The 26,879-nt window shown below is 65.0% G+C and carries 29 protein-coding genes; 16 read left to right on the top strand and 13 right to left on the bottom strand.

Going from position 1 to position 26,879, the window contains the following annotated elements; all coding sequences use genetic code 11:
• The first annotated feature begins 100 nt into the window (after positions 1-100).
• Both AB3G31_RS06370 and AB3G31_RS06365 read left to right on the top strand, forming a co-directional pair.
• Positions 101-1,498: an exonuclease domain-containing protein gene (locus tag AB3G31_RS06370; protein WP_367849355.1), complete on the top strand. Its 1,398-nt coding sequence runs from the start codon at positions 101-103 to the stop codon at positions 1,496-1,498.
• A 144-nt stretch (positions 1,499-1,642) separates the two neighbouring features.
• A complete protein-coding gene (locus tag AB3G31_RS06365) occupies positions 1,643-2,494 on the top strand; it encodes an HDOD domain-containing protein (RefSeq protein WP_367849354.1) in 852 nt (283 codons plus the stop codon).
• An 80-nt stretch (positions 2,495-2,574) separates the two neighbouring features.
• On the opposite strand, the gene AB3G31_RS06360 is transcribed toward AB3G31_RS06365, so the two are convergent.
• On the bottom strand, positions 2,575-3,468 hold the full coding sequence (locus AB3G31_RS06360; protein WP_367849353.1) for a LysR substrate-binding domain-containing protein: 894 nt from the start codon (positions 3,466-3,468) through the stop codon (positions 2,575-2,577).
• Between the two features lie 75 nt (positions 3,469-3,543).
• On the opposite strand from AB3G31_RS06360, the gene AB3G31_RS06355 reads away from it, so the two are divergent.
• Together AB3G31_RS06355 and AB3G31_RS06350 are read left to right on the top strand one after the other, a co-directional pair.
• Positions 3,544-4,362, top strand: a complete 819-nt coding sequence (locus tag AB3G31_RS06355) for a class III extradiol ring-cleavage dioxygenase (protein ID WP_367849352.1) — start codon at positions 3,544-3,546, stop codon at positions 4,360-4,362.
• A 15-nt stretch (positions 4,363-4,377) separates the two neighbouring features.
• Positions 4,378-5,061 carry an alpha/beta hydrolase gene (locus tag AB3G31_RS06350; RefSeq protein WP_367849351.1) on the top strand — a complete coding sequence of 228 codons (684 nt, stop codon included), beginning with the start codon at positions 4,378-4,380 and terminating at the stop codon, positions 5,059-5,061.
• A 64-nt stretch (positions 5,062-5,125) separates the two neighbouring features.
• Here the strand turns inward: AB3G31_RS06350 and AB3G31_RS06345 are convergent, their stop codons facing one another.
• Positions 5,126-6,886, bottom strand: a complete 1,761-nt coding sequence (locus tag AB3G31_RS06345; protein ID WP_367849350.1) for a putative bifunctional diguanylate cyclase/phosphodiesterase — start codon at positions 6,884-6,886, stop codon at positions 5,126-5,128.
• A gap of 58 nt (positions 6,887-6,944) precedes the next feature.
• Complete coding sequence (locus tag AB3G31_RS06340) at positions 6,945-7,334, bottom strand: PAS domain-containing protein (RefSeq protein WP_367849349.1); 390 nt, start codon at positions 7,332-7,334, stop codon at positions 6,945-6,947.
• 119 nt (positions 7,335-7,453) lie between these two features.
• On the opposite strand from AB3G31_RS06340, the gene AB3G31_RS06335 reads away from it, so the two are divergent.
• Positions 7,454-7,954, top strand: coding sequence for a hypothetical protein (locus tag AB3G31_RS06335; RefSeq protein WP_367849348.1), 501 nt, complete (start codon positions 7,454-7,456; stop codon positions 7,952-7,954).
• On the opposite strand, the gene AB3G31_RS06330 is transcribed toward AB3G31_RS06335, so the two are convergent.
• A complete protein-coding gene (locus tag AB3G31_RS06330; protein ID WP_367849347.1) occupies positions 7,951-8,427 on the bottom strand; it encodes a hypothetical protein in 477 nt (158 codons plus the stop codon). The two genes, AB3G31_RS06335 and AB3G31_RS06330, sit on opposite strands and share 4 nt — an antisense overlap.
• A gap of 67 nt (positions 8,428-8,494) precedes the next feature.
• Positions 8,495-9,139, bottom strand: a complete 645-nt coding sequence (locus AB3G31_RS06325; protein WP_367849346.1) for an NAD(P)-dependent oxidoreductase — start codon at positions 9,137-9,139, stop codon at positions 8,495-8,497.
• A gap of 96 nt (positions 9,140-9,235) precedes the next feature.
• On the opposite strand from AB3G31_RS06325, the gene AB3G31_RS06320 reads away from it, so the two are divergent.
• A complete protein-coding gene (locus AB3G31_RS06320; RefSeq protein ID WP_367849345.1) occupies positions 9,236-10,156 on the top strand; it encodes a LysR family transcriptional regulator in 921 nt (306 codons plus the stop codon).
• Positions 10,157-10,215: 59 nt separating this feature from the next.
• On the opposite strand, the gene AB3G31_RS06315 is transcribed toward AB3G31_RS06320, so the two are convergent.
• From AB3G31_RS06315 to AB3G31_RS06300, 4 genes are all read right to left on the bottom strand, one after another.
• Entirely contained in the window at positions 10,216-11,538 is a 1,323-nt protein-coding gene (locus tag AB3G31_RS06315) for an MFS family transporter (RefSeq protein ID WP_367849344.1), read from the bottom strand.
• Positions 11,539-11,687: 149 nt separating this feature from the next.
• The gene (locus AB3G31_RS06310) at positions 11,688-12,308 is read right to left on the bottom strand and encodes a response regulator transcription factor (protein ID WP_367849343.1); all 621 of its coding nucleotides are present in this window, start codon (positions 12,306-12,308) and stop codon (positions 11,688-11,690) included.
• A gap of 134 nt (positions 12,309-12,442) precedes the next feature.
• The gene (locus tag AB3G31_RS06305) at positions 12,443-13,456 is read right to left on the bottom strand and encodes a hypothetical protein (protein WP_367849342.1); all 1,014 of its coding nucleotides are present in this window, start codon (positions 13,454-13,456) and stop codon (positions 12,443-12,445) included.
• Positions 13,457-13,620: 164 nt separating this feature from the next.
• On the bottom strand, positions 13,621-15,801 hold the full coding sequence (locus tag AB3G31_RS06300) for an ATP-binding protein (RefSeq protein ID WP_367849341.1): 2,181 nt from the start codon (positions 15,799-15,801) through the stop codon (positions 13,621-13,623).
• A 294-nt stretch (positions 15,802-16,095) separates the two neighbouring features.
• Here AB3G31_RS06300 and AB3G31_RS06295 point away from each other — a divergent pair, with 294 nt between their 5' ends.
• From AB3G31_RS06295 to AB3G31_RS06285, 3 genes are read left to right on the top strand one after another with little or no spacing between them, the layout of a single operon-like run.
• Complete coding sequence (locus AB3G31_RS06295) at positions 16,096-17,040, top strand: carbohydrate kinase (protein ID WP_367850301.1); 945 nt, start codon at positions 16,096-16,098, stop codon at positions 17,038-17,040.
• Positions 17,041-17,044: 4 nt separating this feature from the next.
• A complete protein-coding gene (locus tag AB3G31_RS06290; protein WP_367849340.1) occupies positions 17,045-17,710 on the top strand; it encodes a transaldolase family protein in 666 nt (221 codons plus the stop codon).
• Between the two features lie 27 nt (positions 17,711-17,737).
• The gene (locus AB3G31_RS06285; RefSeq protein ID WP_367849339.1) at positions 17,738-18,559 is read left to right on the top strand and encodes a pyruvate, water dikinase regulatory protein; all 822 of its coding nucleotides are present in this window, start codon (positions 17,738-17,740) and stop codon (positions 18,557-18,559) included.
• A gap of 18 nt (positions 18,560-18,577) precedes the next feature.
• On the opposite strand, the gene AB3G31_RS06280 is transcribed toward AB3G31_RS06285, so the two are convergent.
• Positions 18,578-18,844: a hypothetical protein gene (locus AB3G31_RS06280; RefSeq protein WP_367849338.1), complete on the bottom strand. Its 267-nt coding sequence runs from the start codon at positions 18,842-18,844 to the stop codon at positions 18,578-18,580.
• 244 nt (positions 18,845-19,088) lie between these two features.
• Between AB3G31_RS06280 and AB3G31_RS06275 the strand changes: the two genes are divergently transcribed.
• Positions 19,089-20,798 carry a diguanylate cyclase gene (locus AB3G31_RS06275; protein ID WP_367849337.1) on the top strand — a complete coding sequence of 570 codons (1,710 nt, stop codon included), beginning with the start codon at positions 19,089-19,091 and terminating at the stop codon, positions 20,796-20,798.
• Between the two features lie 95 nt (positions 20,799-20,893).
• Here AB3G31_RS06275 and AB3G31_RS06270 read toward each other — a convergent pair whose 3' ends face one another.
• Both AB3G31_RS06270 and AB3G31_RS06265 read right to left on the bottom strand, forming a co-directional pair.
• Entirely contained in the window at positions 20,894-21,442 is a 549-nt protein-coding gene (locus tag AB3G31_RS06270) for a hypothetical protein (RefSeq protein ID WP_367849336.1), read from the bottom strand.
• 159 nt (positions 21,443-21,601) lie between these two features.
• A complete protein-coding gene (locus AB3G31_RS06265; protein WP_367849335.1) occupies positions 21,602-22,405 on the bottom strand; it encodes a beta/gamma crystallin-related protein in 804 nt (267 codons plus the stop codon).
• A gap of 328 nt (positions 22,406-22,733) precedes the next feature.
• Here AB3G31_RS06265 and AB3G31_RS06260 point away from each other — a divergent pair, with 328 nt between their 5' ends.
• Positions 22,734-23,144 carry a response regulator transcription factor gene (locus AB3G31_RS06260; protein WP_367849334.1) on the top strand — a complete coding sequence of 137 codons (411 nt, stop codon included), beginning with the start codon at positions 22,734-22,736 and terminating at the stop codon, positions 23,142-23,144.
• 20 nt (positions 23,145-23,164) lie between these two features.
• On the opposite strand, the gene AB3G31_RS06255 is transcribed toward AB3G31_RS06260, so the two are convergent.
• Positions 23,165-23,797 carry a response regulator gene (locus AB3G31_RS06255; RefSeq protein ID WP_367849333.1) on the bottom strand — a complete coding sequence of 211 codons (633 nt, stop codon included), beginning with the start codon at positions 23,795-23,797 and terminating at the stop codon, positions 23,165-23,167.
• 59 nt (positions 23,798-23,856) lie between these two features.
• Here AB3G31_RS06255 and AB3G31_RS06250 point away from each other — a divergent pair, with 59 nt between their 5' ends.
• The 5 genes from AB3G31_RS06250 to AB3G31_RS06230 all read left to right on the top strand — a co-directional run bounded on the left by AB3G31_RS06250 (position 23,857) and on the right by AB3G31_RS06230 (position 26,873).
• A complete protein-coding gene (locus AB3G31_RS06250) occupies positions 23,857-25,224 on the top strand; it encodes a CHASE3 domain-containing protein (protein WP_367849332.1) in 1,368 nt (455 codons plus the stop codon).
• A 171-nt stretch (positions 25,225-25,395) separates the two neighbouring features.
• Entirely contained in the window at positions 25,396-25,560 is a 165-nt protein-coding gene (locus AB3G31_RS06245; RefSeq protein ID WP_315239482.1) for a DUF1328 domain-containing protein, read from the top strand.
• 35 nt (positions 25,561-25,595) lie between these two features.
• A complete protein-coding gene (locus tag AB3G31_RS06240; RefSeq protein ID WP_367849331.1) occupies positions 25,596-25,976 on the top strand; it encodes a hypothetical protein in 381 nt (126 codons plus the stop codon).
• 19 nt (positions 25,977-25,995) lie between these two features.
• Positions 25,996-26,373, top strand: a complete 378-nt coding sequence (locus AB3G31_RS06235) for a hypothetical protein (RefSeq protein ID WP_367849330.1) — start codon at positions 25,996-25,998, stop codon at positions 26,371-26,373.
• Complete coding sequence (locus AB3G31_RS06230) at positions 26,370-26,873, top strand: hypothetical protein (protein ID WP_367849329.1); 504 nt, start codon at positions 26,370-26,372, stop codon at positions 26,871-26,873. The genes AB3G31_RS06235 and AB3G31_RS06230 overlap by 4 nt, the downstream gene beginning before the upstream one ends.
• Positions 26,874-26,879: the final 6 nt, after the last annotated feature.

Raw genomic sequence — 26,879 nt, 5'->3', positions numbered from 1 at the left:
CCACAAGCAGGGAAGCGCCCGCCCATGGTGGGGCCCACCGGCAACCGGCGCTAAAGCCCTGCGGGAGCCGGGTGGGGCGGCGCAATGCTAGGCTGTGGGTATGACCCCCGATTTCCCGCCCCTGGCCTTTGTCGACATTGAAACCACCGGCGGCAGCGCCGGGCGCGACCGCGTCACCGAGGTCGGCATCGTCGAGGTGGACGGCCCCCACGTGCGCCGCTGGAGCCAGCTGATCCACCCCGGCACGCGCATCCCGGCCTTCATCCAGCAGCTCACCGGCATCGACGACGCGATGGTGGCCGACCAGCCCCCCTTCGAGGCCGTGGCCGCCGAGATCCTGGACCGGCTGCGCGGCAAGCTGTTTGTGGCCCACAACGCCCGCTTCGACTACGGTTTTTTACGGGCCGAGTTCAAGGCCTGCGGCATCGCCTGGCAGGCCCCCGTGCTGTGCACCGTGCAGCTATCGCGCCGCCTGTTCCCCACCCAGGCGCGGCACAACCTCGACACCCTGATCGCCGTGCACGGCCTGCAGATGCCCGCGCGCCACCGCGCCCTGGCCGATGCCGACGCGCTGGCCCAGTTCTGGCAGTTGCTGCTCCACCGGTTCGATACCGCCACGCTCAGCGCGGCGGTCAATGCCCTTTCGGCCCGCCCTGCCGTGCCGCCGCAGCTGGATGCCGAGCACATCGACCGCCTGCCCGAAACCCCCGGCGTGTACGTGTTTTACGACGCCCAGCGCCGCCCGCTGTACATCGGCAAAAGCAAAAACCTGCGCAGCCGCGTGCTGGCCCACTTCAGCGCGGCACTCAGCAAACCCAAGGAAATGCGCCTGAGCCAGCAGGTGGCCGACATCGACTGGCTGGAAACCGAGGGCGAAGTCGGCGCGCTGCTGCTCGAAGCCCAGTGGGTCAAAAGCAAGCAACCCAGCATGAACGTGCAACTGCGCCGCCAGCGCGACCTGCACGCCTGGCAGCTGGACGACACCAGCGCACTGCTGACCCCGCTGGTGCCGCGCCTGGTCAACGGCCCCGACATCGCCCTGGGCGTGCAAGACAATTTATTCGGCCCCTTCCGCTCGCGCCGCGAAGCCCTGCAGCTGCTGGAAACCCTGGCCACCACCCAGGGCCTGTGCCGTGGCGTGCTGGGCCTGGAAAAGCTCGCGCCCGGCCGCCCCTGCTTCGCCCACCAGATCCGCCAGTGCGCCGGGGCCTGCGTGGGCACCCAGCCCCTGGCCCAGCACAACCTGGCCCTGCTCACCGCCCTGACCCGCCACAAGGTGCAGCGCTGGCCGCACCCCGGCCCCATTGGCCTGCGCGAAGGCCGCGACCTGCACGTGCTGCACGACTGGCGCTATCTGGGCACCGCCAAAAGCGAGGAAGAAGTGGCCGAGCTGCTGGAGTCCGGCCACACCGCGTTCGACTTCGATACCTACAAGATTCTGAGCAAGGCCCTGGCCAAGGCGCGGGCCGGGCAGATCGTGCGGCTGGGGCAACGCTGAACCAGTCGCTCGCGGAGGCCGATCCAGTGTCGCCTGGACAAACATTCCTGATTTGATAGCTGCCCACGCCCACGGAATAAGCGCAAAGTGCCGGTTTGGCACCAAACATTGGTAGTTTTCCACGGGTGCAGTACATTGGCTTACATGTCTGTCCCCCAACTTACCGAAGCCCTGCCCGACCTCGCGGCGTGGACGCGCTACTGCACCAGCGCCGAGATCCCTGTGCTGGCCGAGACGGCGCGGGCGCTGGAGGTGTTGCGGGCCAAGGAGGACGAGGTGGACGCGGCCATGCTGGCCAAAGCCATCCAGACCGACCCGCTGATGGCCATCAAGGTCATGGCCTATGTGGCCAGCCTGCGCCGCCCGGACGTGCACGTGATGGATTCCAGCAAAACCGAAACCATCACCGGCGCCCTGGTGATGCTGGGCATCGCCCCGTTCTTCCGCCACTTTGGCCCACAGCCCACGGTGGAAGACCGCCTGGCCGACCAGCCGCAGGCGCTGGCCGCCGTGCGCGAGCTGCTGCAGCGGGCCGAGCGGGCGCGCCTGTTTGCGCTGGGCTTTGCGGTGCACCGGGCGGATATGGATGTGGACGTGATCCTGCACGCCGCGTTTTTGCACGACTTTGCCGAGCTGCTGCTGTGGTGCCATGCGCCTGCGCTGGCCCTGCAGATCCAGGCCGCGCAGCAGGCCGACCCCACCCTGCGCAGTGCCGCCATCCAAAAGACGGTGCTCAACATCGAGCTGGACGACCTGGCCCAGCAGCTCATGCGCCAGTGGTGCCTGCCCGCCATGCTGGTGCGTATCAGCGATGCCCGCCATGCCGAGCAGGCCAATGTGCTCAACGTGGTGCTGGCCGTGCGGCTGGCGCGCCACACGCTGCACGGCTGGGACAACCCCGCCGTGCCCGACGATGTGGAAGCCATCGCCAAGCTGCTGAACGCCACGCCCCGCATCGCGCTGGCCTACCTGCACAAGATCGTGGCGGACTTGTAGCCGCCACCAAATTACTTTACTTTTGATAGCACCTTACGCCACAACCACGGGCGCCAAGGCTGGTTTTTATATCAATCGCCTCACCAGGCCACCGCCGCCAGTTTCCCCGCCAAAAAGTCCACCAGCGCCCGCACCTTGGGCGACACGTGCTTGCGCGTGGGGTACACGGCGTAGATGCCCATGGTCAGCGAGCGGTACTGCGGCATCAGCTCCACCAGGGTGCTCGCCGCCAGGTCGCCCGCCACCAGAAACGTGGGCTGCAGGATGATGCCCTGGTGCGCCAGCGCGGCGGCGCGGCAGGTGTCGCCGCTGTTGGTGTGCATGCAGGGGCGGGTCTTGGCGGTGACCGGGCCATCGGGTCCGTCAAAGTGCCATTCATCCTTGCTGGCCCAGTAGCGGTAGGCAATTACCGCGTGCGCGGCCAGGTCGGCCGGGTGCTGGGGCGTGCCGTGTGCGGCCAGGTAGGCGGGCGATGCGCACAGCACGATGCGGGTGCTGGCCAGGCGCTTGCTGACCAGGGTGGAGCTGGGCAGGGTGGCGATGCGGATGGCCACGTCGTAGCCCTCCTCCACCAGGTCCACCACCCGGTCCGACAGGGTGATGTCCAGCGCCACCTGCGGGTGCTGGCTGCGGAACACGCCCCACAGCGGGGCCAGGTGCAGGTTGCCAAAGGTCACCGGCGCGTTGATGCGCAGCAGGCCGCTGGCGGCGGCGCTGCGCGAAGTGGCCTCCATTTCGGCCTCTTCCACCCCGGCCAGCAGCTCCTTACTGCGGGCGTAGAACACCTGGCCTTCTTCGGTAAGCGACAGGCGGCGCGTGGTGCGCTGCAGCAGGCGCACACCCAGCCGCGCCTCCAGTTCGCCCACATAGCGCGACACGGCGGCCTTGGACAAGCCCAGCGCCTCGGCGGCCTTGACGAAGCTGCCCGCGTCCACCACGGCGCTGAAGGTTTGCATTTCCAGAAAACGGTCCATTGTGTATGACAGTAAAACAATGAATCTTATTCTAGGCCGTTTATCTCTTCAGGCGTAGCTTATACAGTAGCGGCTATGACATCCACTCCCACCCCTTCTGCCACCCTCGCTCCGGTGCTGTTCGTATCCCACGGCGCCCCCACGTTTGCCATCGAGCCCGGCACACTCGGCCCCTTGCTGACCTCGCTGGGCCAGACGCTGCACGGCATCCGCGCCGTGCTGGTGGTCTCGCCGCACTGGCAGACCCGCGGCGTGCAGGTGATGGCCAGTGCCGCGCCCGAGACGGTGCACGACTTTGGCGGCTTCCCACAGGCCCTGTACAGCCTGCGCTATCCCGCACCCGGCGCCCCGGACATCGCCGCCGAAGTGCAGCGCGTGCTGAATGATGCCGGCTGGCCCGCCACGCTGGACGCACGGCGCGGGCTGGACCACGGTGCCTGGGTGCCCCTGCGCCACCTGCTGCCTGCGGCCACCATCCCGGTGTTCCAGGTGTCGATGCCGCACGACCTGGACACCGCCGGGGCCCTGCGCCTGGGCCAGGCCCTGGCACCGCTGCGGGCGCAAGGCGTGCTGGTGCTGGCTTCGGGCAGCATGACGCACAACCTGTACGAGTTCCGCCACGCCCACACCGACGCCGCCGACTACGCGGTCGAGTTCACCCACTGGATCCGCCAGGCCGTCAACGGCCATGCCGCGGACAAGCTGGTGGACTACCGCCGCCTGGCCCCGCACGCCGAGCGCGCCCACCCCACCGAAGAGCACTACCTGCCCCTGCTGGTGGCCATGGGCGGACGCAGCGATTCGGAGGCGCCCCGCGTGATCGACGGCGGCATCACCCACGGCGTACTCTCCATGGAGTCGTATGCCTGGGGTTTGCCCGCCACCACCCATTGAAATGGAGGAATCCACATGAGCACCCTGCACACCAGCCCCGATTTCGCCCTCAGCTTTCGCGTCCTCCAGCCGCAACCCGCCCGCCCCACCGCCCTCGTGCTGCTGCTGCACGGGGTGGGCGGGTCGGAAAGCAATCTGATGGACATGGCCGCCGCCATCGCCGCGCAACAGCCCGGCACCCTGGTGGTGCTGCCACGCGGCCCGCTGACCCTGGGGCCGGGGCAGTTTGCCTGGTTCCGGGTGGCGTTTGGCCCCACCGGGCCGCGCATCGACGCAGCCGAGGCCGACAGCAGCCGCCTGGCGCTCACCCGTTTCATCGGCCAGTTGCAGCAGGCCCACGGCATTGCGCCGCAGCACACGGTGGTGGCGGGCTTCAGCCAGGGCGGCATCATGAGCGCGGGGGTAGGGCTGACGGCACCGGCCACGGTGGCGGGTTTCGGCATTTTGTCGGGCCGCATCCTGCCCGAGCTGGAGCCGCACCTGGCCCCGCCCGCGCAGCTGGCCCAGGTGCAGGCCTTTGTGGGCCATGGCGAGTTCGACAGCAAGCTGCCGGTGGCCTGGGCCGAGCGCTCCGACCAGTGGCTGGGCGCTCTGGGCGTGCCCCTGCAAAGCCACCGCTACCCCATAGACCACGGCATCAGCGCGGCCATGCAGGCCGACTTTCTGGCCTGGCTGCAGACGGTGCTGCGAGCGGGTTAATACTACATTTTTTATAGCTTCTTGCGCTTATGGAATAAGCGCCGGATGCCGATTTGGCATTGGATCAATCCGCCGCATTGATCCAGCGCACCAGGTCCTCGGCCCGCAGCGGTTTGCTGAACAAATAGCCCTGGCCTTTTTCGCACTGCAGGGTGCGCACGATGGCGGCCTGGGCTTCGGTTTCGATGCCTTCGGCCACCGTGCCCATGCCCAGGCTGTGGGCCACCCGCACCGTGGCTTCGATCAGCACGCGGTGGTGGTGGCTGGTGGCAGACTGGCTGACAAACGAGCGGTCGATCTTCACCACGTCCACCGGCAGCTGGTGCAGGCTGGCCAGCGAGGAATAGCCGGTACCAAAGTCGTCCAGCGCCAGGGTCAGGCCCAGCGCTTTGAGCGCGTGCAGGCAGGTCTGCACGTTTTCGTCCTGCGCGGCCAGGCTCTCGGTCACCTCCAGCTGCAGTTGTGCGGGGGCCATGCCGATGCTGCGCAGCAGCTCACCCACGTGCTCGGCCCAGTCGGGCTGGGCCAACTGGGCGCGCGACAGGTTGACCGCCAGCAGGCGCGGAGCCCTGGCGCCCAGCTCGGCCTGCCACTGCACAAACTGGCGGCAGGCGGTGGCCAGCACGAAGTCGCCCAGCGCACCGATCAGGCCACATTCTTCGGCCACACCAATGAATTCAAACGGCGGCACCACGCCCCGCGTGGGGTGCTGCCAGCGCACCAGCGCTTCGACCCCCGCAGAACGGTCCACCGAGCCGTCGTTACGCCCCGGCCCCAGCAGGCCCACCACCGGCTGGTACACCACAAACAGCTGCTCCTCGGCCAGGGCCAGGCGCAGCTCGGCCTCGGTCTCCGAGCGGTGTGCGGCGCGCGCATGCATGGCCGGCTCAAACACCACGTAGCGCCCGCCCCCGGCGCGCTTGGCCTCCGCCATGGCGATGCTGGCGCACTGCAGCACCGCTTCGGCGTCGCCACGGGTTTGGGCGCGCAGCACGATGCCGATGCTCACGCCGCAGTGCAACTGCTGGGTGCCAATGCCGTAGGGCTTGGCCAGCACATCCAGCAGGCGCTGCGCCACCACGTGCACATCGTCGGGGTGCTCCAGGTCGTCCAGCACCACCACAAACTCGTCACCGCCGACGCGCGCAGCCATCTGCTCGCCGCCATGCGGCTGGCCCAGGCGGTTGCGCGAGCGCAAGGTGGTGCGCAAGCGGTCGGACAGCATCGACAGAACTTCGTTACCCGCCGCATGGCCCTGGGTGTTGTTGATCTGCTTGAGGCGGTCGCAGTTCAAGTACAGCACGGCGAAGGCGTAGCCGGGCTCCTCGGGCGCGCGCTCCATGGCCCGCTGCAGGCGCTCCAGCGCCACCGCCCGTTTGGGCATGCGGGTCAGGTTGTCCATGCGGTCGGCGGCACTCAGGCGGCGGGCCAGGCCCTGCTGCTCGCGCTGCACTTCGCGGGTGATGTCGCTCAGCACGGCCATCAGCCGGTCGGGGCCCATCTTGAGCAGGTTGAACGACAGCATCTGCGGCGCCGTCTGGCCCCGGCCATCGGGTTGCAGCGGGATGCGCATCGACTCGCACACCACGCCGCTGGCCGGGGCGAAGGCCGCCACCATGCTGCGCAGGTGCGGTGCCACATCGGCCAGCACGTCAAACAGGTTGTCCAGGCTACCATCGGGCGACACCGGCATCAGCAGCTGCGCCGACATGGGGTTGGCCATCTCGATGCTGCCGTCCAGGCTGGTTTGGGCCAGCCCGATCGGGGCCTGGTAGAGAAATTGGATCAGCGCCTCGTAGGCTTCGTTGGCGGCAGTGGCGGGCATGGGGAGTCCTGGGTGGCGGTGCCGTCACCGCGAGCGGCTGGGCGGGGGATGGAAAAAACTAGGCCCGAAATACCAGCACGTAGCGCAGCGCCTGGCCCGGGTCGGACAGCAGCCGCAGGGCCACCTTCACCGGGCGCATGCGCAGGGTCAGCACGTAGTCGAGGGTGGCATCCAGCGGCTCGTCATTGGCTTCGGCGTCTTCAAAGCGCTGCGCCACCAGGAAGTTGTTCATGCACGGGGCCACCACGGTAAACAGGGGGTGCCCCAGCACCCGCTCGGGCGACAAACCGGCGGCCTGGGATTCATAGATGTTGTACTGGGTGACTACCGTATCGGCATCGAAACCGATCACGCCAAAATCGAGTCCATCCAATTCGGCCGGGCTGAGCACCGCAAGCCGGGCCGCCATGTCGGCCCCATTGAAAGTCAGTGGATTCAAAGCAATCACGAAAAAAGGCTCCTGTTTGTTTTTGTAACCTTTCGGGCCTTCGCCTTTATACAGGAACATGCGGCCACCGCCGCCAACATTTGCTTTCTAGAATGCCCTTTACCGCACCAAGGCCCCCTATGGAATTCGACATACAGCAGCGCTACCGCGAACTGGCCAATGGCACCCCCATCACCGTGCTGCACATCGGCCCGGAGCACACCGCCCTGGCGGTCGGCCTCGGCCCGCAGGCCGAGGCCACGCTGGAGTTGGCACTGGGCTCCCACAAGACGGCGGCCGCCTGGTTCCACCACAACCCGCCCACGCCCGGCGAGCTGGAAAACGCCATCCAGTGGGTGGAAGACGAGGTGAACCGGGCCCGCACCCTGGTGGTCGACCACCCTGCCCTGTGGACCACCGATGCCTGGGTGCAAGACATGGCGGGGCTCGCCGGTGTGGGGGGCACCACGCTGTCGATTGACGCGGTGGAGCGCCTGTTCGACCTGCTGGCGGCCTTGTCGCAAGGCCGTCCGGCGGCGAGTGCGGGCATTCCCAACACCCCCGCCTTCGCCGCCACCCTGCTGGTGCTGCGGGAATTTATGCACCACCTGGGGTTTGCAGAAATCCGGTGGGTCGCTTAGACCGCCACGGTCTGGGGTAACAGCAAGGCGATGCGCTCCCGCAGCGCGTTGGCCCGCTCCAGCCCTGCCGCACTTTCCACCTCGGCCAGCAAGACGTGGCTGACTTCCAGCATGGAACTGCGGTCGCGGGCATTGCGCAGGGCTTCACGCAAAGATTCGGCCAGGGCGGGCGCCCGCCGGGCGAACATGCGCTCGCAGATGTCAAACAAAAACATGCGGGTGGTGGCCATGGAGCGCTTGCCGTCAAACGGATCGGCCGCCACCGGCACGGCGGCTACCGCTGGCTGCGCGAGGTAGCCGTCGCGCAGCAACTGCAGCACCAGGCGCTCACCCTCGTGCCCCAGGTAGGCGCCCATTTCGTGCACCGTCTTGCGCCCATCGGCCAGCAGCAGCAAGGCCCGCTCGCGCTGGCCCAGGCTTCGCTGGCCGGGCTGAAGCTCGGCACGCGCTTTGTCGGTTTTGGTAAGCCCCATGGTTGCCTGTGGAGTGCAAAAGGCGATTGGAGCAAACCGGTGTTACGCCGGTATGACGGGCTGGGCTTCAGTTCGCCACGGTAAAGCGCTTCTTGAGATGCTTGGGTGTTTCGATCTCGTCCACCATGGCCACGGCCAGGTCGGCCACGCTGATGCCTGCGGGGGCCTCACCCACGCCGGGCAGCAGTTGGTCGCCACCCACGCGGTACTGGCCGGTACGCGCGCCGGGGGCCAGGGCGATGGGGGGCGAGAGGAAGGTCCAGTCCAGCGTGGTTTCCTTCTGGATGCGGTTGAGCAGCTCGCGGGCGGCCAGTGCGCCCTGCTTGTATTCGGCGGGGAACGGCGGGGTGTCCACCAGTTGCACGCCGGGCGCCACAAACAGGCTGCCTGCGCCGCCCACCACCAGCACGCGCATGCCGCCTGCCTGCTTGATGCCGTCCAGAATCGCCTGGCTGCCTTGCAGGAACAGGTCATGGATCTGCGGCTCGGTCCAGCCGGGGTTGTAGGCGCTGATGACGGCGTCGGTACCGGCCACGGCTTTGGCCACTTGTGCGGCATCCAGCACGTCGGCGGCCACCACGGTCAGGCCGGGCTGGGCGGTGAACTTGGCCGGGTTGCGGGCCAGCGCGGTGACCTGGTGGCCCCGGCTGAGCAGTTCGGTGAGTACGGCGCTGCCGACGAAACCGGTGCCGCCGATGAGTGCGATTTTCATGGTGAATTCCTAGTGGTTGATTGAAGACTGAAGTATCCCGACTTCACGAAGCCCTGACTAGATGGTTAAATCCGCCAATACTCTGAAGTAAAACTTATGAATAACCCCACAGACCAGCTCAAACGCATGGCGGTGTTTGCCGAGGTGGTGGCAGCGGGCTCGTTGACTGCAGCGGCGCAGCGGCTGGGCATGACGCCGTCGGCGGTGAGCCAGCACCTGCGCCAGTTGGAAAAATCGCTGGGCCTGGCGCTGCTGCACCGCTCTACCCGCAAGCTCACGCTCACCGAGGCCGGGGCCCGCTACCACGTGGGCTGTGCGGCCATGGTGGCGGCGGCGCGGGCCGCCGAGTCGGCGCTGGCGCTGCTGCGCGACGAACCCGAAGGCGAACTGCGGCTGGCCGCGCCCATCGGCTTTGCCAGCCTGCTGGCCGTGGCGCTGCAGCCGCTGCGCAGCTACCCCAAGTTAACGTTACGGCTGCTGCTGGACGACGCGGTGATCGACCTGATCGAGGCCCGGGTGGACATAGCCCTGCGCGTGGGCAGCCTGGCCAACTCCAGCCTGGTGGCACGCAAGCTGGGCAGCATGGAGCGCCAACTCTGCGCCGCACCCGGCTACCTGGCCGAGCACGGCTGGCCCGCGCAGCCGCAGGACCTGCTGCAGCATGCCTGGCTGGGCAGCGGCTCGGCCCACACCACATTCGACACGCTGGAGCTGCAGGGGCCGGGCGGTGCACAACAGACGGTACAGCTCGAAGGCCGGGTGCAGGCCACCCAGGTGTCGGCCCTGCACGCGCTGTGCCTGGCCGGTTGGGGCATCTGCATGGCCGTGCGGCAGGAAGACTTCCAGGCCCTGGCCGATGGCCGCCTGGTGCCCGTGCTGCCCGACTGGCACATGGCCGACCTGCCGGTCTACGCCATCACCCAGCGGCGCGGCGAGCAACCGGCCAAGGTGCGGCATGCGCTGGACATGCTGGGCCGCTTTTTTGCCGGTAACTTCCAGCGCCTGGCCGTGGCATAGACTCCTTTTTTAATAGCTGTCCATGCTTATTCCATAAGCACAAGCAGCCAATTTCACCCTCAATGGTCGTCGTGCAGGTAGGTGGCCTGGCGCGGCAGCAAAAAGCTCACGGCAAAGGCCAGCACCATCATGCCGGTGACGTACCAGTAGAAGTACGGCTCCATTCCCATGGACTTCAGGCCCAGGGCCACGTACTCGGCGCTGCCGCCAAAGATGGCGTTGCCCACCGCATACGACAGGCCCACGCCGAGTGCGCGCACTTCGGGCGGAAACATCTCGGCCTTCACGATGCCGCCCACCGAGGTGTAGAAGCTCACCACCGCCAGGGCGATGGTGATCAGCACGCCCGCCAGCAGCGGGCTGGTCACGGTTTGCAGCGTGGTCATGATGGGCACCACCATCAGCGTGCCCAGGCCGCCAAACAGCAGCATGTTGTTGCGCCGACCAATGCGGTCGGACAAGGCGCCAAACACCGGCTGCATGCACATGTAGAGGAACAGGCAGGCGGTCATCACATTGCTGGCGGTCTTGATCGACATGCCGGCCGAGTTCACCAGGTACTTTTGCATGTAGGTGGTGAAGGTGTAGAAGATCAGCGAGCCGCCCGCCGTGTAGCCCAGCACCACCAGCAGCGCACGCTTGTGGTGCTTGACCAGCTCGGCCACGCTGCCCGCGCCCTTGGCGCTGCGGGATTGGGCGGTGGTGGTTTCGTGCAGGGTGCGGCGCAGCATGAGGGCCACCACCGCGGTGCAAGCACCCAGCACGAAGGGAATGCGCCAGCCCCAGCTTTTGAGCTCGGCCTCGTCCAGAAACTGCTGCAACACCACCACCACCAGCACCGCCAGCAACTGCCCGCCGATCAGCGTGACGTACTGGAACGACGAAAAGAAGCCGCGCTGGCCGCGCATGGCCACCTCGCTCATATAGGTGGCGGTGGTGCCGTACTCGCCACCCACCGACAGGCCTTGCAGCAGCCGCGCCGTCAGCAGCAGCACCGGCGCCATGGCCCCGATGCTGGCGTAGGTGGGCAGGCAGGCGATGAGCAGCGAGCCCGCGCACATCATTACCACCGACACCACCATCGAGGTCTTGCGGCCCTTGCGGTCGGCCAGGCGGCCAAACAGCCAGCCGCCGATGGGGCGCATCAAAAAGCCTGCGGCAAACACCCCGGCGGTGTTGAGCAACTGGGCCGTGGGGTCCGACTTGGGAAAGAACGCGGGCGCAAAGTAGATGGCACAAAACGCGTAGATGTAGAAGTCAAACCACTCCACCAGGTTGCCGGACGAGGCGGCCACGATGGCAAAAATGCGCCTGCGCTTTTCTTCGAAGCTATAGGGCATGGGGGTGGCGGCGGAGCCGCTCGGGATCGGGATGGCGCTCATGGAAGGTGTCCTTGTCTCTGGCCACGGCCCGTTCCATGGGGGCCGTTTGAACCTGGCGACAAGTGTGTGGCGCGGCCCGGCGGCCGTCGTCCGTAGCATTGCGCTGCGTCTGCTGCGTAGGTCTACGCAGGGGTAAACCCTAGAGTGCGCTAAATACCGTTTTCGCGCAGAAAGCGTTCCAGCTCGTGGCTGTTCGACAGGTCCAGCTTGGCAAACACGTGGGCGCGGTGCGTCTCCACGGTGCGCAGCTCCAGCGGGGCCAGGTCCAGGGCGATGCGCTTGTTGGGCTTGCCCTCGGCCACCAGCCGGGCCACCTGCATCTCGCGCGGGGTCAGCCTGGCCCACAGCGCCTGCGCGGCCTGCCGCGCCTGCAACTGGGCGGCGATGCTGGCAGACTTGTCCAGCGCCTGGGCAATAGTGGCCAGCAGGCGCACGTCGTTGCAGGGCTTCTCCAGCCAGCCAAAAGCGCCGTGCTGCACCGCCTCCACCGCCATGGGAATGTCGCCGTGGCCCGACAAAAACAGCACCACCAGCGGACTGCCCTGCCCCCGCAGCGCCTCAAACACCTGCAGCCCACTCATCCCGCCCAGCCGCAGGTCCAGGATGGCGCAGCCCGGCCGCTGCACATCGGCCCCGGCCAGAAAAGCCTCGCCCGAAGCAAACGCCTGCACCGCATGGCCGCGCGACAGCAGCAACAGACCCAGCGAGCGGCGCACGGCTTCGTCGTCGTCTACGACGTAGAGGTTCAGGGGGAGTGGGGTGGGCTTCATGGGGGTAGAAAGCGGGGAATGAAGTGTGTGAAAGCTCAGTAAGACATCGGGTCTGCCGTAGGGAAATTTGAATGTCTGTTTTGGGCCCAAAGCCGCCATAGGCTAGAGGAGACACAACTGCGGAAAGCTGGCATTCAAAACACAATTTCGTTCATACATGAAGTTTTTGCGTGATGCGATGTGAAATAGCGTCCCCACAAAAGACTCCCTGGCGAAGCTTTGCTGGGGCTTTCAAGGATCAGTGAAGTTGAGCCAACCGCGAAATTTCCAGAATTTCGCATTTGTTTGGCGAGTTCTTCATCAATAGGGTCTGTGTTTTTCGTACTGAGCGAAAAATCTGTGCTCCGAGTATTGAAGCGTGGCTTAAAGTATTGAATCAGAATTGCCTCGGCCGCACCGAGCTCAATTTGGTTGTTTCGGCTTCCGATCCCCATTTTCCCAAGCGGAGTTTGGTAATCTACTTGATAGAGAACCACAAACGATTCTCTATTTGGTTCTTGAGAGCTCAACTCGGTCTGAATTCTTCTGACATGTTCGTGTGCAGACAAGCGCTCCTCTACAGGATTGATAGATTTTCCAATGTATTCAATGCGAAAGTCAAATGGGGTCGGACCAGACGGACCCTCACCTTGAAGCGCATTGGGAAAACGTATAAATCTCCAAAGATCCGGCGAACAAGGCACGTTGAGGCTCTCATTCGCAAAAATAAAAGACGCCGCAGTAACAAATTTCTGATTGCATGGCTCGGCCGCAATATGTTGTAGTTCAGTGATATTGAGGCGCTCTCTCACGCCATGCATAAGAGTATCGATAAATATATCGGAATCCAAATCAAAAACTGCAGGATAAACAATGCAGCTCGATAGATCTGAAAAGTTAATTTCAACTGGCGAAGTTCTAGATTTATGGTCCAGCAAAAAATGATTGGCAGGAAAATCCTGAAGTGGGGCGAATCGAGTCCGTTGTCGCGAAACGACAATGTAAATGTGATGTTCTTCAAAATATCCGGTGCCGGATACGATCTGTATCCGATTCCATTTTTGATGCACATCGTGCGATCGCGTCTCCGACCGTCCGCCTCGAAACAATCGAACATTATCCAGCTGGTTTATTCCAAGTAGGACCGGATTTAGCAATTCGAATTTCATTTACGATCTTGATAAGACGGAAAAGTATGAGCTCGTGAGTTTTGCAACTCTTGCAGCTAGCCTTCCTGAAAGCCGTTGCTCGCAACCTACTGCTTGTGGTGGCATTCTGCCTCACGCCCTCTCCCGGTGTCGCAGGAGAAATCTGAGGCCACCCAAAAGAAGACTCACCCGGAAGTTTCCAACTCCAACAAAAACACCGTCCCCCCACCCACCCGGTCCGCAAACGTGAACCGCCCCCGGTGGCTCTCCACAATCGTGCGGCAGATGTTCAGGCCCAGGCCCAGGCCGTCGGGCTTGGTGGTGAAGAAGGGGGCAAACACCTGCTCGGCCAGTTCGGCGGGGATGCCGGGGCCCCGGTCGGCCACCTGGATGTGCACGCGGCTACCGGCCAGCGCGGCGTCGATCTCCACCACCCGGCGCTCGGGCGGCGTGGCGTGCATGGCTTGCAGGGCGTTCAGCACCAGGTTCAGCAGCACCTGTTCCAGCAGCACGCGGTCGCCGCGCACGGGGGGCAGGTCGGCGGGGATGCGCACCACGGCACGGGCCTGCTGCTGGCGCATTTCGCCTTGCAGCAGGGCCAGCACATTGGCCACCAGCGCGGCCACAACGCAATCCTCTTGCCCGGCGGTGCGCTGGCGCACGAAGCCGCGGATGCGGCGCACGATTTCGGCGGCGCGCTGGGCCTGGGCGGTGGTCTCGTCCAGGCTGCTGGCCAGCAGGTCTTGCTGGCCTTGTGCGGCAAAGGCCTTGGCGGCGCTGGCGAAGTTGCTCAGGGCGGCCAGGGGCTGGTTCAGCTCGTGGGCCAGGGTGGAGGCCATTTCGCCCAGGCTGGCCAGGCGCTGGGCGTGCTGCAGTTGTTCTTCGTGCTGGCGCTGGCGCAGGGCAGTGCGCTTTTGCTCGGTGATGTCCACCACCGTGCTCATCCAGCCGCTGTGGCGGCCCTGGGCGTCGATGAGCCGGGCGGTGTAGACCATGGTGAGCACGTCGTGCCCGTCGCGGTGGCGCACGCGGGATTCAAAGCCCGACAGCGCGGCCTGGCCGCTCATGGTGGCGTCGTTGTTGTGCCAGTGCTGCTCCACGTCGTCGGGGTGCCAGTAGGGATATGGCGGCAGGCGGCCCAGCAGCTCGTCGGCGCGGTAGCCGGTCATGGCGCACAGGGCGGGGTTGACGTAGATGATGTGGCCGTCGAGGTCGCGGGCGCGCATGCCCACCACCAGCGAGTCTTCCATGGCTTTGCGAAAGGCGTGGGCTTCGTCGAGCTCGGCGGTGCGTTCGCGCACCCGCACCTCCAGCTGGCGGCGGGCATCGCGCTGCTCGGCAAAGCGGCGCTCGCGCAGTTGCCAGTACAGGGCCGCCAGCAGCAGCAGGCCCGCGCCCAGCAGGCCCAGCATCCAGGTGCGTTGGCGGGCGCGGGTGACGGCCGCGTAGTCGGCCATCACGGTAAGGGTCCAGCCCAGGTCGGGCAGGGCTTCGTCCACGGCCAGAAACTGGCGGGGTTTGCCGTCGATGGCGGTGCGCACCAGGTAGCCAGGGGCATCGGCGCTGCGGTCCAGCGTCCAGGGCAGCAGCGGGAAGCTGTGGTGGGTGCCGTACTGCTGGTGGCGCAGCACCCAGTCCAGATCAGCGCCCGCCACGGTGCGGTTGGCCTGGTACAACCAGGGCAGCACCGAGCCCAGGAACACAATGCCGCGCGCATCGCTGAGCAAGATCGGGTCGCGCACCGAGCCCCAGGCCTCCTGGATCTGTCGCAGGCTGACCTTGGTGGTCACCACGCCCACCACCGCCCCGCCCTGGCGCACGGGGGCCGACAAGAACAGCCCCGGCTCGCCAGTGGTCTGGCCCACGCCATAGAACTGGCCGTTGCGACCCGCCAGCGCGTCGCTGAAATACGGGCGGTTGGCATACGACTGGCCCACAAAGCTCTGCGCCGTGTTCCAGTTGCTGGCCACCAGGGTGTTGCCCTCGGGGTTGACCAGGTACAGCGCGTCCGAGCCTGCGCGGCGGTTCACCTCTTCGATGTAGCGGTTGGCGCGCTGCAGCACGGCGGCATCCTGCGGGTGCGCCAGGGCGGCCAGCACGTCGGGGTGCTGGGCCACGGTGAAAGGCAGGTAGCTGTAGTGGGCCGCTGCGCCGCGCAGGGCCAGGGCATGGACTTCGATGGCGCGGTGGATGCTGTCGGCCTGGAAGCGGGCTTCGCGCCGTGCCGACCACTGCCCTGCCGCGGCGATCAGCAGCAGGGCCAGCGCCGCCACACCCGCCCACATACCCGCCCACCACCAGCGCGTGCGGCGGCGGGCCGGTGGAAACGGGGCAAGAGGGTTAGGCAGCACGGCAGGGGCAGACACGGTGGTGGTCCAAAGATTGTGCATGAGGGCACAAAGTACCAGCTTGGCGCGTTTGCGTACCAGTCTGCGGCGGATGGCCTGGCACGGCTTGGTACGGGCCAAATTAACTTACCAGGACGCCCGTCGGAACCGCTATATTTTCAATAGCTTCTCACGCTTATGGAATAAGCGCGGGATGCCTAAAACACCCCCAATCTCCAGGTAACCACGGTGTACCCTCCAACCGCGTGCCCACAGTAAGATAGTTGCCACTTCGCACCCACTACAACACCGCAGAGACACACCATGCCCGACATCCGCATTGCCATCGTTGGCGAATCCCTGATCGACTTTGCCGCCACCGGCGGCCTGAACTTTGCCGGCCACGAAGGCGGCGCGCCCACCAACAGCGCCATCGCCACCGCCCGCCTGGGCCAGCCCATCGGCATGGTGTGCCAGCTGTCCACCGACATGTTTGGCGAGCGCCTGCTCAAGCACATCGAAAGCAATGGCGTGGACACCCGCTGGGTCTTGCGCAGCGACGCGCCCAGCACCCTGGCCTTTGTGGAGCGCACGCCCACCACCAACCGCTACGCTTTCTATATGAATGGCACGGCCGACACGCAATGGAACCCCACCACACTGCCGGTGCTGCCCCAGAGCTGCCGTTTCCTGCAGTTCGGCTCGATCTCGCTGCTGTTTGAACCCGCCGCCAGCCGCATCATCGACCTGGTGAAAGCCCAGCAAGGCCAGCGCATTGTGTTGTTCGACCCGAATGTGCGCCTGAGCCTGATCAAGGACCTGCCCGCCTACCGGGCCAACGTGTACCGTTGGTCGGCCTACAGCAACCTGATGAAGTTCAGCGACGAAGATGCCGCCGCCCTGGCCCCCGGCCTCAGCCTGGCCGAAGTGGCCGCCAGCTTCATGGCCAGCGACAGCGGCCCGCGCGCCGTGGTCATTACCCGCGGTGGCGACGGTGCGTCGCTGTTCCGCCGCGGCCAGGCCGCGCTGGACATCCAGGCCCCCAAGATCACCGTGGCCGACACCATTGGCGCGGGCGACACCTTTGACGCGGGCCTGACCGTGGGCCTGCTGGAGCAAGGCGTGGAGCAGGTGGCCCAGCTCGACAGCCTGTCCGACGCTGGCTGGCTGGCCGTACTGCGCTTTGCCGCCCAGGCCGCCGCCATCAATTGCACCCGTGAAGGCGCCAACCCGCCCACCCGCGCCGAGCTGCAGGTGGCGCTGGACGCCCAGGCCTGACGCTATGGCCGCCTTCCACCTCTACCTCGACAGCGCCGATCTGGCCGATCTGCAAACCTGCCTGCCCCACCCTGCGGTGCACGGCATCACCACCAACCCCACGCTGCTGCGCCGCGCAGGCGTGACCCGCGACGGGCTGCCCGAGCTGCTGACCAACGCCATCAAGCTGGGCGCCAAGCAGGTGCAGGCCCAGGTGCATGCGGCCGATACCGACGGCATCCTGGCCGATGCCCGGCAACTGGTGCGCCAGTTCAACCCCGGCCAGTTGGTCATCAAAATCCCCGCCACCCGCGACGGCCTGCGCGCCGGGGCCGAGCTCAGCGCCAGCAGCATTCCCGTCACCTACACCGCGGTGTACGCACCCGAGCAGGCCCACTTTGCCGGGCAGCTGGGTGCTGCCTATGCCGCGCCCTACCTGGGCCGGCTGGAAGATTCCGGCGTGGACGGCCTGGCCCTGATCGGCCAGATGCAAAGCCTGCTGGCAGGCACCGAAACCCGCCTGCTGGTGGCCAGCATCCGCTCGCGCGCAGCCTACCTGGCGCTGCTGCAGCTGGGCGTGGGCGCCATCACCATTCCGCCCAAGCTGTTCACCGAGCTGTTTGACCACACCGCCACGCTGGATGCCGAGCGTGGTTTTTTGGCGGATGCGGCGGCACTAGGCGGCGTGTAACCCTTAGTCATCCTGCAAAATGGGTGCATGACCGACCGCACCGTATTTTTTATCTCCGATGGCACCGGCATCACCGCCGAAACATTTGGCAACGCCATCCTGGCGCAGTTCGCCATGGCCCCGCGCCATGTGCGGCTGCCGTTTACCGATACGGTAGACAAGGCCCACCAGGCGGTGCGGCAGATCAACCACACGGCCGAGCTGGAGGGGCGGCGGCCCATCGTCTTCACCACCCTGGTCAACATGGACGTGCTGCGGGTGATCACCGAGAACTGCAAGGGCATGCTGCTGGACATGTTTGGCACCTTTGTGAACCCGCTGGAGGCCGAGCTGGGCATCAAGTCCAACCACCGCATTGGCCGCTTCAGCGATGTGAGCAAAAGCCAGGCCTATACCGACCGCATCGAGGCCATCAACTTCAGCCTGGAGCATGACGACGGCCAGACCCACCGCGACCTGGGCAAGGCCGATGTGATTCTGGTGGGCGTAAGCCGCAGCGGCAAAACCCCCACCGCGCTGTACCTGGCCATGCAGTACGGCCTGAAGGCGGCAAACTACCCGCTGATCCCGGAAGACTTCGAGCGCCGCCAGCTCCCGCCCGCGCTGCTGGAGCACCGCAAGAAGATTTTCGGTCTGTCGATCCAGCCCGAGCGCCTGAGCGAGATCCGCAATGAGCGCCGCCCCAACTCCAAATACGCTGCGCTGGAGAACTGCCGCATGGAGGTGAGCGAGGCCGAGGCCATGATGCGCCGCAGCGGCATCCGCTGGCTCTCCAGCACCACCAAGTCGATTGAAGAGATTGCCACCACCATCCTGCAAGAGATCAAGCCCGAGCGGCTGGTGTACTGAAGCGCAGACGCTGCAGGGTCAGATCGGCAGGGTGTAGACCAGCGCCGCCGCCCGCTCGGTGGCGTTGTGGCCCTGCAAGGCCACGTCCCATTCGGGGCCCATGGCACCGGTTTCGGGCGTGAGGCCCTGGGTCATGGCCGTGACCTCCTCCACCATGGCATCGAACTCGGCGGTCAGTTCGTGCGTGGACAAAAACAACCGCGCCACCATCGACCCGCCCGAGTCGATCACCACCAAAAAGCGCACGGGTTGCCGATGGGCGGTCGGGTCAGTGTCGCGGGGCATTTCCATCCCAAATGTTTGGCTCATGCGGCCATCTTGCCACACATGGCCCAGCAGAGGTAGCGGTAATTGCGCCGCTGAACGCGGGCCGATATACAGTGTCTGGCTACCGGCTGGCGCATCCGGCCGGTTTCTGCTCCACTACACTTTCCATAGCTGCCTACGCTCTCTCATTCAGCACTGGCAGCCTGTTTGACGTATAAAAATGGGGGCATCCGGCTGCCCTGGCCGTTGAAAGGTCTTTTGCATGCTTGTCCGTTTCTCATTGCGCCAGTGGCTGACCGTTCCCTACGTGGCGCTGGTGCTGGGCGTGGCCACGCTGGTGGGGGCCTTGTCGTACCGCACCGGCAGCGAGGTGGTCGATAGCCTGTCGAACCAGTTGCTGCTAGAAACCGTGGCCCGCATCGAACAGGCGGTAGACCGGCATTTGCTGGGGTCGGCGGCCGTGCTGGAAACCGCCTTTCCGCATGGCCTGAGCACCAGCCCCACCGCTTTTGAAAACCAGGCCGCCCTGCGCGCCCGCCTCTGGGCGGCCACCGGGCTCTACACCAACCCGAACAACCATGCCTACTACGGCAACGAGGCTGGCCAGTTGGCGTCCCTGTACCGCCGGGGCCCGGATCTGGCCGACTGGATGACCCGCATGGGCCCGCTATCGCCCCGGGAGAGCTTTACCGTGCGCAGCATCGATGGCCCCCTGACCGACACGCGCACCAGCCCGGGCCCGCTGGACGCGCGCACCCGCCCCTGGTACACCCTGGCCAAAACCAGCCCCACCCTGGTGTGGACGGCGGTGTACATCGATGCACTGACCAACGACCTGGTGGTGACCCGGGCCAAGCGCGTGCTGGACGCACGGGGCCAGATGCAGGGCGTGGTGGCGACCGACGTGGCCCTGACCCGGCTGAACGAGTTTGTGCGCACCCTGTCCATCAGCGAGCACGGGCTGGCCTTCATCATCGAAACCAAGGGCGAGCTCATCGCCTCGTCGCGCACGCCCAATGTCCGCTATGCCACCGGCCAGCCCAGTACCCGCATCAATGCCGTCGCCAGTGGCGACCCGTTGCAGCAGGCGGCGTACGAAACCGTCAGCGCGTGGCTGCAAACCCATACCGGCCCCGAAGCGCCGGTGTCGATGCGCGTCAACGGCCCCGAGGGCGTGGCGGTGCAGTTGGCCTTCAGCCGCCTGCGCGACGATGCCGGGCTGGACTGGCTGGTGGTGGTGGCGGTGCCGCGCAGCGACTTCATGCGGGATGTGAGTGCCAACGTGGTGCGCACGGCGGCGATTGGCACCGGCGCCTCCGTGGCGGCGATCGCCCTGGGTCTGCTGATCCTGAACTGGCTCAGCGCCGACCTGCAACACCTCACCGAGGCCGCCCGCCGGGTGGGCGAAGGCCATCTGGATGCGGTGGTGAACGTGCGGGGCCGCGGCACCATTGGTGAACTGGCCCAGACTTTTCGCCAGATGCAGCTGCGCTTGCGCACCGATGCGCTGACCGGCCTGCACAACCGCGAATGGCTGATGCGCACCCTGGGCGACCGGCTGGAGCGGGGCCGCCGCCAGGCCGACCAGCAGCCGTTTGCGGTGCTGTTCATCGACCTGAACAAGTTCAAAGCCATCAACGACACCCTGGGCCACGATGTGGGCGACCGGGTCCTGGTGGCCACCGCCGAGCGCCTGCGCCAAGCCACCCGCAGCAGCGATACGGTGGCCCGCTACGCGGGCGACGAATTCGTGGTGCTGCTGGACCCGGTGGCCGACAGGGCCGTGGCCGAACAGATCCGCGACAAGATCGAGCAGGCCCTGGGCGAGCCCCTGCCCCAGCTGGCCCCGAAAGCCTTCCGGGGTGCGTCCATCGGCGTAGCCCTCTTCCCCGGCACCGCGGTCGATGCCGAAGACCTGGTGCGCCAGGCCGATGCCGACATGTACCGGCGCAAAATTTCTGCTACATATTAAATAGCTTCCTACGCTGATGGAATAAGCGCTAGAGGTCTAAAAAGCCCATAAAAAAAGGCCGGTTTGCACCGGCCTGTTTTAGTCCCCGTTGGCTATCAGGATTTGCCGAACTTGGCCTTGGCGGCAGCAATACAGCTGTCTCTGGCAGCACCGGCCATGGCATCGCACTTCTGGGCTGCAACCTTGTAGTCGGCGTCGCGCTTGTCTTCGGCGGCGTCTTTCTTGACTTCGCCGATTTTTTCGCTGGTGCGGGCATCGGTCAAGGCTTTCACTTCGATGGCCTTGGCTTCCTTGACGCACACCGATTTGTCGTTACCTGCCTTGTCGTCACATTTTTCCTTGGCTACGGCATAGTCGGTTTCGGCCTTGACTTCCATCGCTTTGGTGTGGTCGGCGGGTTTACCGGAAAAGGCGTACTTCAGTTCAGCAGTAGCCACTTTTTCCTTGGCCTTGGCTTCTTCCATGCAGACATCCTTGGCGTTTTTGGCCAAAGAGCCGCAAGCTGCCTTGTCGGTCTTGTAGTCAGCGCTGATGCGGGTCTTGCCAGCAGCGTATTCGTCTTTGGTCAGGTTTTCCGCATAGGCGGAAGACAGTACCAGCAGGGAGGCGGCGAGGAGCGAAGCTTTGAAGTTAAGTGTGTGCATAGGGGTTCCTTTCGTAGTGGTGAAAACCGGAGTTCAGTGTGCTTCGCGCCGGGTCTGGGGCACAGCAGACAGCGCCGCAGCTTTGTGTAGCGGATGTCCTACACAAGGTAGCAGGCGCAAAAAAAGGCCCCGAAGGGCCCTTTTTCCAGTGTGTCCCCATCAAACCCGCGGTTCACCCTGGCGGTTGACGGTGACCGTGCGACCAGGCTCTGTGGTCATCTGGATACGGTGCTCCTGGCCCCGGAAGTTGTAGGTCACGTCCCAGTAAGCGGGGCGTGCCGCAGGCTCATTGGCGCAGCGCTGTACGTTTTGCGCGGGCTGGCCACCGCCGTTGCGTCCCACCTGGGAGCCCAATGCGGCACCGGCTACGGCGCCACCGGCCGTGGCAATGTCCTGGCCGCGTCCGCCACCGACCTGGTGGCCCAGCACGCCGCCCAGCAGGGCTCCCACCACGGCACCGCCAATGTTGGCACCGCCTTGTTGCTGCTGCACTTCTTCCTTCTCCATCCAGCAGCGCTGCTGGGGCGGGCCCACCACTGCGCGCACCGAGGTCACATCGGCCTCGTACAGGCGTTCATTGTTGCGGCGGCGGTTGTCATAGACCGGCTCGGGCGGCGGCGCGTAACGGCGGTCGTCCACCCGGCGGTTGCCAGCCACCACGCGCACCGACGACACGCGGTCGTTCAGACCCATGGCCGCCAGCGACGGGTAGCGCCCGGGGCGCAACACCACGCAGCGGCCACTGAATTCCGAGTCTTCACATACTTCCTGGCGCTGGCCCAGCACCACTACCGACGAGGCGCGGTCGTTGAAGCCATAGCGCTGGAAGTTGTCGATCTGGTTCTGGCTGGTAAACGAGCGGCCCTGGAAGTTCTCGTTTTCGTAAAAGGTGGCCTGTGCGAAAGCCTGCCCGGCAAGGGCCAGGGTGGCGATAGCCAGAGCGGTTTTGAAAGGGGTATGCATTGCGGTCTCCTGTTGATTTTGGAAATCCCGGAGCGCATGTGTCCGGGGCTTACCAGTAGTGTCCACAGACACGCAGGCGCTGCGAAGCGGACGGGGCCGCGCAGCGGGGTAGTGTTTGTCCTACAGCGCCGCCGCCATCCCCAATCTGTAAGAAATGTCTTACACGGTGTAGCGCATGTGCCCGATGTCCCGGACCAGGTTTCGAGGGCATACTGAATCAATGTATTTGTAGTTTGCCTGCGGCATGGATTGCACCCAAACTGCAGAATTTGGTAACGTAGGGCCCGCACTTAGCCGTGTTGGAACCCAGGAAGTAGTGTCAGACTCCATGCCCCAACTCAAGACGTATATCGTCGAAGACAGCCCCGTCATCCGCGAAAGTCTGATCGCCACACTGGAAGAACTCGTCCCGGTGAAAGTGATTGGCACCGCCGAAGACGAAAGCACAGCCGTGCAGTGGCTCACTGCGCCCCAGAACCACGCCGACCTGGTGATTGTGGATATTTTCCTGAAAGCCGGCTCCGGCCTGGGCGTGCTGCGCTCGGCACACTCCAGCCATTCACGGCGCAGCCTGGTGGTACTGAGCAACTACGCCACCGCCGATATGCGGCGCAAATGCCTGGAACTGGGTGCCGACCGGGTGTTTGACAAATCCAACGAGATTGACGCCCTGATCACCTACTGTGGCCACCTGGCCGAGGGCCGCACCGGCGATACAGACACCGCCACGCTGGCATGACCCACGGCACAGGCCGCAGCCTACTGGATCAACCCGTTTTTCAGAGCGTAATAGGTCAGGTCGCTATTGGATTCCAGCAGCATTTTCTCCATCACCCGCGTACGGTAGGTGCTGACGGTTTTGACACTGAGCGACATGCTGACAGCCATGTGGCCAATGGTTTCACCCTTGGCCAGCCGCAAGAATACCTGCAATTCGCGCTCGGACAGCTGCTCGTGCAAAGGCTTGTCGCCCCCGCCGCTCAGGCCTTCGGCCAGGCGCTCGGCAACACCGGCGGTGATGTACTTGCGGCCACGGCACACGGTGCGGATGGCCTTGACGATTTCATCGGGGTCGCAGTCTTTGTTCAGGTAGCCGCTGGCGCCCTGGCGCAGCAAGGTGGTGGCGTAATGCTCTTCGGCAAAGCCGCTGAGGATGAGCACCGGCAGGTCGGGGGCACGGGCCTTGATGGCCACCAGCGCGTCGACACCGCTGTGGTCGGGCATGGAGATGTCCATCACCACCACATCGACCTCGCCCTTGCGCACGATATCCAGCGCCTCGCGGCCGTTGGTGGCTTCCGCCACCACAGAGAAGTCGATTTGGTCGGCAAAAAACTGGCGCAAGCCAGCGCGGACCATCGCATGGTCATCAACAATTGCAATTCGGATCATGGTGTGTAAGGGTACTTCTTTCTCCTACATGATCACACATTTTTGACAGAGCACATAAGATGAGATTTATCAAGGTCGTAAGTGGCAATCGGACGGCATTCTTGTTGGCGGGCGGTTTTGCGCTGTCGATTCTGATGATCAGCGAAGGTTCCTACCAACGCTCGGTGGCCCGGCTGGACGCCGTGCCCGCGATGTTGCAGGCCAAAGACGGTATCCAGAACCTGGCCGACGGCGTGGCCAACGCCGAAACCAGCGAACGGGGCTACCTGGTCACGGGCCGCAAAGAGTACCGCGCTCCCTATGACGAGGCCGTCAAAAAGGTCCGTACCGCACTGGACTACCTCGTGCCGTACTACAGCTCCAAGCCCGAGTCAGCGGCTATTTTTGGCAAGCTCCACGAAGCTACCGAAGCCAAGCTGTCCGAACTGGCCCTGACGGTCCAGATGATCGACGACGGCAAGCCGGAAGCCGCCAAAGAGATCATGCTGAGCGATATTGGCAAAGAGCTGATGGACGTGGTCCGCAAAACCAGCAGCGAACTGTTGGCGCACCAGAACCAGACCATCACCGAGAACCGGCAGGGCATTTACGCATCGCTGCTGCTCAGCCGCATTGGGGTGGCGGCTTTAACGGGTATGGGGCTGCTGGCGCTGTTCATGTACCTGCGGCAGACTTTTCTGTACACGCAGCAGCAAACCGAGCTGCAGCGCATGTTGCAGGCCGAACGGGACCGGCTGGAAGCCGAAGTGCTGGAGCGCACAGCCCAGCTCACACAGCTCGCCCAGCATTTGCAAACTGCCCGGGAAGACGAACGCAACCGCCTGGCACGCAACCTGCACGACGACCTGGGCTCGTTGCTGACGTCCGCCAAGCTGGATGCGGCCCGCATCAAGTCGCGCCTGACGGTGTCGGCCCCCGAAGCTTTGGACCTGCTGGCGCATCTGGTGAGCACGCTCAACAGTGGCATTGCCCTGGGGCGGCGCATCATTGAAGACCTGCGCCCGTCGGCGCTGAGCAACCTGGGGCTGGTGGCCACGCTGGAAATTCTGGCGCGGGAGTTTGCCGACAGCACCGATGTGCAGGTGCACTGCACGCTGGAGCCGGTCAACCTGAACCCTGCCGCCGAGCTGATGGTCTACCGGCTGGTGCAGGAAGCCATCACCAACATCAGCAAATACGCCAAGGCCCAGCAGGTGTGGCTCAGCCTGGGGACCACCCAGAATGGCGAGGTCGAAGTATCGGTACGCGACGATGGATTGGGCTTTGATACCAGCGCCAAGCCCCAGTCTGCCTACGGGCTGGTGGGCATGCGCTTTCGGGTAGAGGCCGAGGGCGGCGTGCTGTCGCTGGCCTCCGCGCCCGGACAAGGGACGCTGATCCGCGCCAAGCTGCCTGCCGTGGCGTCGAAGGACTCGGCCGCCGTTTAGCGCCCTGTCAGCGCAGTCCTACACGGGCTCCCGCATTCTCCCCACAGGGCTACGGCAACGCTGCCTATCGTTCGCAGCAGCAGATGGGCACACACTCAAGGCATCGCAGCAAGACCGCTTGCGAGTACCAAGAACCCGGGCATTCAACCCGCCCATCTGCAAGGAACTGCCATGTTGCACTACGCTGTTGTCTTCTTCGTGATCGCACTGATCGCGGCCCTGTTTGGCTTTACTGGCATTGCCGCCAGCGCCGTGGGCATTGCCAAAATTCTGTTTATCGTGTTCGCCGTACTGGCTGTAGCCAGCTTCTTGTTCGGCCTCATCAAAAAGAACTGACCGTTCGTATTTTTTTCAACCTCAAAGGAATCACCATGTTCAATACCCAACCTGTAGAACCTACCAATAACCTCGCTGACCAGGCTGCCGACACGGCCACCGATGCCATCAAGACCACGCAGCGCGCCGCCAACAGCACGCTGGACAGCCTGAACAGCACCGTGCAAGGCTTGCGTCGCCAGGCAGCACCGCTGCTCAACCGCGCGACCGAAAGTGCCAATGCTTACCTGCAGCAAGGCCTGGATGCCGTCCATGGCGGTACCGACAAGGTGCGCGCCCAGGCCCGCAGCGCGTCGACCCGCACCGTCAACTACATCAAGGACGAGCCCGTCAAGTCAATCCTGATTGCGGCAGCTGCCGGTGCGGTGTTGACTGCCCTGGTGCAGATCGCCAGCCGCTCACGCGACGACCGCTAGTCCCCAAGGTCCACCGCATATGCATCCCCTGCTGCGCCTGATTGCCACCCAGCCCCAATTGCTGGTGGACCACGCCGAGGCCTATGGCGATCTGCTGGCCGAAGAGATCGGCCACGTTTCCAGCGCCTGGAAGCTGCGCACTCTGCTGTACGCAGCGGCCTTGTGCAGCGTGGTGGTGGCAACGGTACTGGCGGGCGTGGCGCTGATGCTGTGGGCGGTGGTGCCATTTTCTGAAATGCATGCGCCCTGGGCTTTGGTGGCAGCGCCGCTGCTGCCGGTGGTCGCGGCCATCTGGTGCCTGGTCGAAGCGCGCAAGGAGACCGGTACGGGCTTTGACAATCTGCGCGAGCAAGTCAAAGCCGATATGGGCATGTTGCGCGAAGTGAGCGCACCATGAGCGCGGGCGCCATGTTGGCGACCACGAGCGCCACAGAGCGCTTGGAGAATTCACGTGCCTTGCTGCGCCAGGCGCTCCAGGGCAAGGCCAAAAGCCGTCCGGCGTCGGGCGCGAGCGACCCAGCCCCCGAGTGGCTTGCCGGCCTGAAATCCATTCCCTTGGTGACAGTGCTGGTAGAGGCCGTCAGCAGCTGGTGGATGCAGCACCCGCTGCGCATCGCCAGCCTGGTGGCGGTAGATACCGCCCGTGTCGTGGTGCAACCCCTGGCGCGGAGCAATCCCTTGGGATTGGTGGCGGGGGCGTTGGTTTTGGGTGCCGTGGTGGCCTGGGCACGCCCTTGGCGCTGGGTACTGAAACCCGCCATGCTGGCCGGGCTATGGCCGCAGTTGCTGTCCAAAGGCATTGCCCATCTCCCCATGGAATCGTGGCTGGATGCCTTGGCCTCGGTGGCACGGCAAAGGCCTGCGGCGCAGACCTCTGCCACCCCACCCCCGATGTAATTTCTG

Source organism: Rhodoferax sp. WC2427, from assembly GCF_040822085.1.
In the GTDB taxonomy this organism is placed as follows: domain Bacteria; phylum Pseudomonadota; class Gammaproteobacteria; order Burkholderiales; family Burkholderiaceae_C; genus Rhodoferax_B.
This window is presented reverse-complemented; position numbering and strand designations above follow the sequence as displayed.

Bases quoted from the DNA above. Each gene is read 5' to 3' on its own strand.
- AB3G31_RS06365 (WP_367849354.1), top strand. From the start codon at position 1,643: ATGTCTGTCCCCCAACTTACCGAAGCCCTGCCCGACCTCGCGGCGTGG.
- AB3G31_RS06250 (WP_367849332.1), top strand. From the start codon at position 23,857: ATGAGATTTATCAAGGTCGTAAGTGGCAATCGGACGGCATTCTTGTTG.
- AB3G31_RS06235 (WP_367849330.1), top strand. From the start codon at position 25,996: ATGCATCCCCTGCTGCGCCTGATTGCCACCCAGCCCCAATTGCTGGTG.
- AB3G31_RS06320 (WP_367849345.1), top strand. From the start codon at position 9,236: ATGAATAACCCCACAGACCAGCTCAAACGCATGGCGGTGTTTGCCGAG.
- AB3G31_RS06230 (WP_367849329.1), top strand. From the start codon at position 26,370: ATGAGCGCGGGCGCCATGTTGGCGACCACGAGCGCCACAGAGCGCTTG.
- AB3G31_RS06310 (WP_367849343.1), bottom strand. From the start codon at position 12,308: ATGAAGCCCACCCCACTCCCCCTGAACCTCTACGTCGTAGACGACGAC.
- AB3G31_RS06260 (WP_367849334.1), top strand. From the start codon at position 22,734: ATGCCCCAACTCAAGACGTATATCGTCGAAGACAGCCCCGTCATCCGC.
- AB3G31_RS06325 (WP_367849346.1), bottom strand. From the start codon at position 9,139: ATGAAAATCGCACTCATCGGCGGCACCGGTTTCGTCGGCAGCGCCGTA.
- AB3G31_RS06315 (WP_367849344.1), bottom strand. From the start codon at position 11,538: ATGAGCGCCATCCCGATCCCGAGCGGCTCCGCCGCCACCCCCATGCCC.
- AB3G31_RS06285 (WP_367849339.1), top strand. From the start codon at position 17,738: ATGACCGACCGCACCGTATTTTTTATCTCCGATGGCACCGGCATCACC.
- AB3G31_RS06245 (WP_315239482.1), top strand. From the start codon at position 25,396: ATGTTGCACTACGCTGTTGTCTTCTTCGTGATCGCACTGATCGCGGCC.
- AB3G31_RS06360 (WP_367849353.1), bottom strand. From the start codon at position 3,468: ATGGACCGTTTTCTGGAAATGCAAACCTTCAGCGCCGTGGTGGACGCG.
- AB3G31_RS06255 (WP_367849333.1), bottom strand. From the start codon at position 23,797: ATGATCCGAATTGCAATTGTTGATGACCATGCGATGGTCCGCGCTGGC.
- AB3G31_RS06275 (WP_367849337.1), top strand. From the start codon at position 19,089: ATGCTTGTCCGTTTCTCATTGCGCCAGTGGCTGACCGTTCCCTACGTG.
- AB3G31_RS06270 (WP_367849336.1), bottom strand. From the start codon at position 21,442: ATGCACACACTTAACTTCAAAGCTTCGCTCCTCGCCGCCTCCCTGCTG.
- AB3G31_RS06345 (WP_367849350.1), bottom strand. From the start codon at position 6,886: ATGCCCGCCACTGCCGCCAACGAAGCCTACGAGGCGCTGATCCAATTT.
- AB3G31_RS06330 (WP_367849347.1), bottom strand. From the start codon at position 8,427: ATGGGGCTTACCAAAACCGACAAAGCGCGTGCCGAGCTTCAGCCCGGC.
- AB3G31_RS06240 (WP_367849331.1), top strand. From the start codon at position 25,596: ATGTTCAATACCCAACCTGTAGAACCTACCAATAACCTCGCTGACCAG.
- AB3G31_RS06305 (WP_367849342.1), bottom strand. From the start codon at position 13,456: ATGAAATTCGAATTGCTAAATCCGGTCCTACTTGGAATAAACCAGCTG.
- AB3G31_RS06280 (WP_367849338.1), bottom strand. From the start codon at position 18,844: ATGCCCCGCGACACTGACCCGACCGCCCATCGGCAACCCGTGCGCTTT.
- AB3G31_RS06290 (WP_367849340.1), top strand. From the start codon at position 17,045: ATGGCCGCCTTCCACCTCTACCTCGACAGCGCCGATCTGGCCGATCTG.
- AB3G31_RS06335 (WP_367849348.1), top strand. From the start codon at position 7,454: ATGGAATTCGACATACAGCAGCGCTACCGCGAACTGGCCAATGGCACC.
- AB3G31_RS06265 (WP_367849335.1), bottom strand. From the start codon at position 22,405: ATGCATACCCCTTTCAAAACCGCTCTGGCTATCGCCACCCTGGCCCTT.
- AB3G31_RS06370 (WP_367849355.1), top strand. From the start codon at position 101: ATGACCCCCGATTTCCCGCCCCTGGCCTTTGTCGACATTGAAACCACC.
- AB3G31_RS06355 (WP_367849352.1), top strand. From the start codon at position 3,544: ATGACATCCACTCCCACCCCTTCTGCCACCCTCGCTCCGGTGCTGTTC.
- AB3G31_RS06350 (WP_367849351.1), top strand. From the start codon at position 4,378: ATGAGCACCCTGCACACCAGCCCCGATTTCGCCCTCAGCTTTCGCGTC.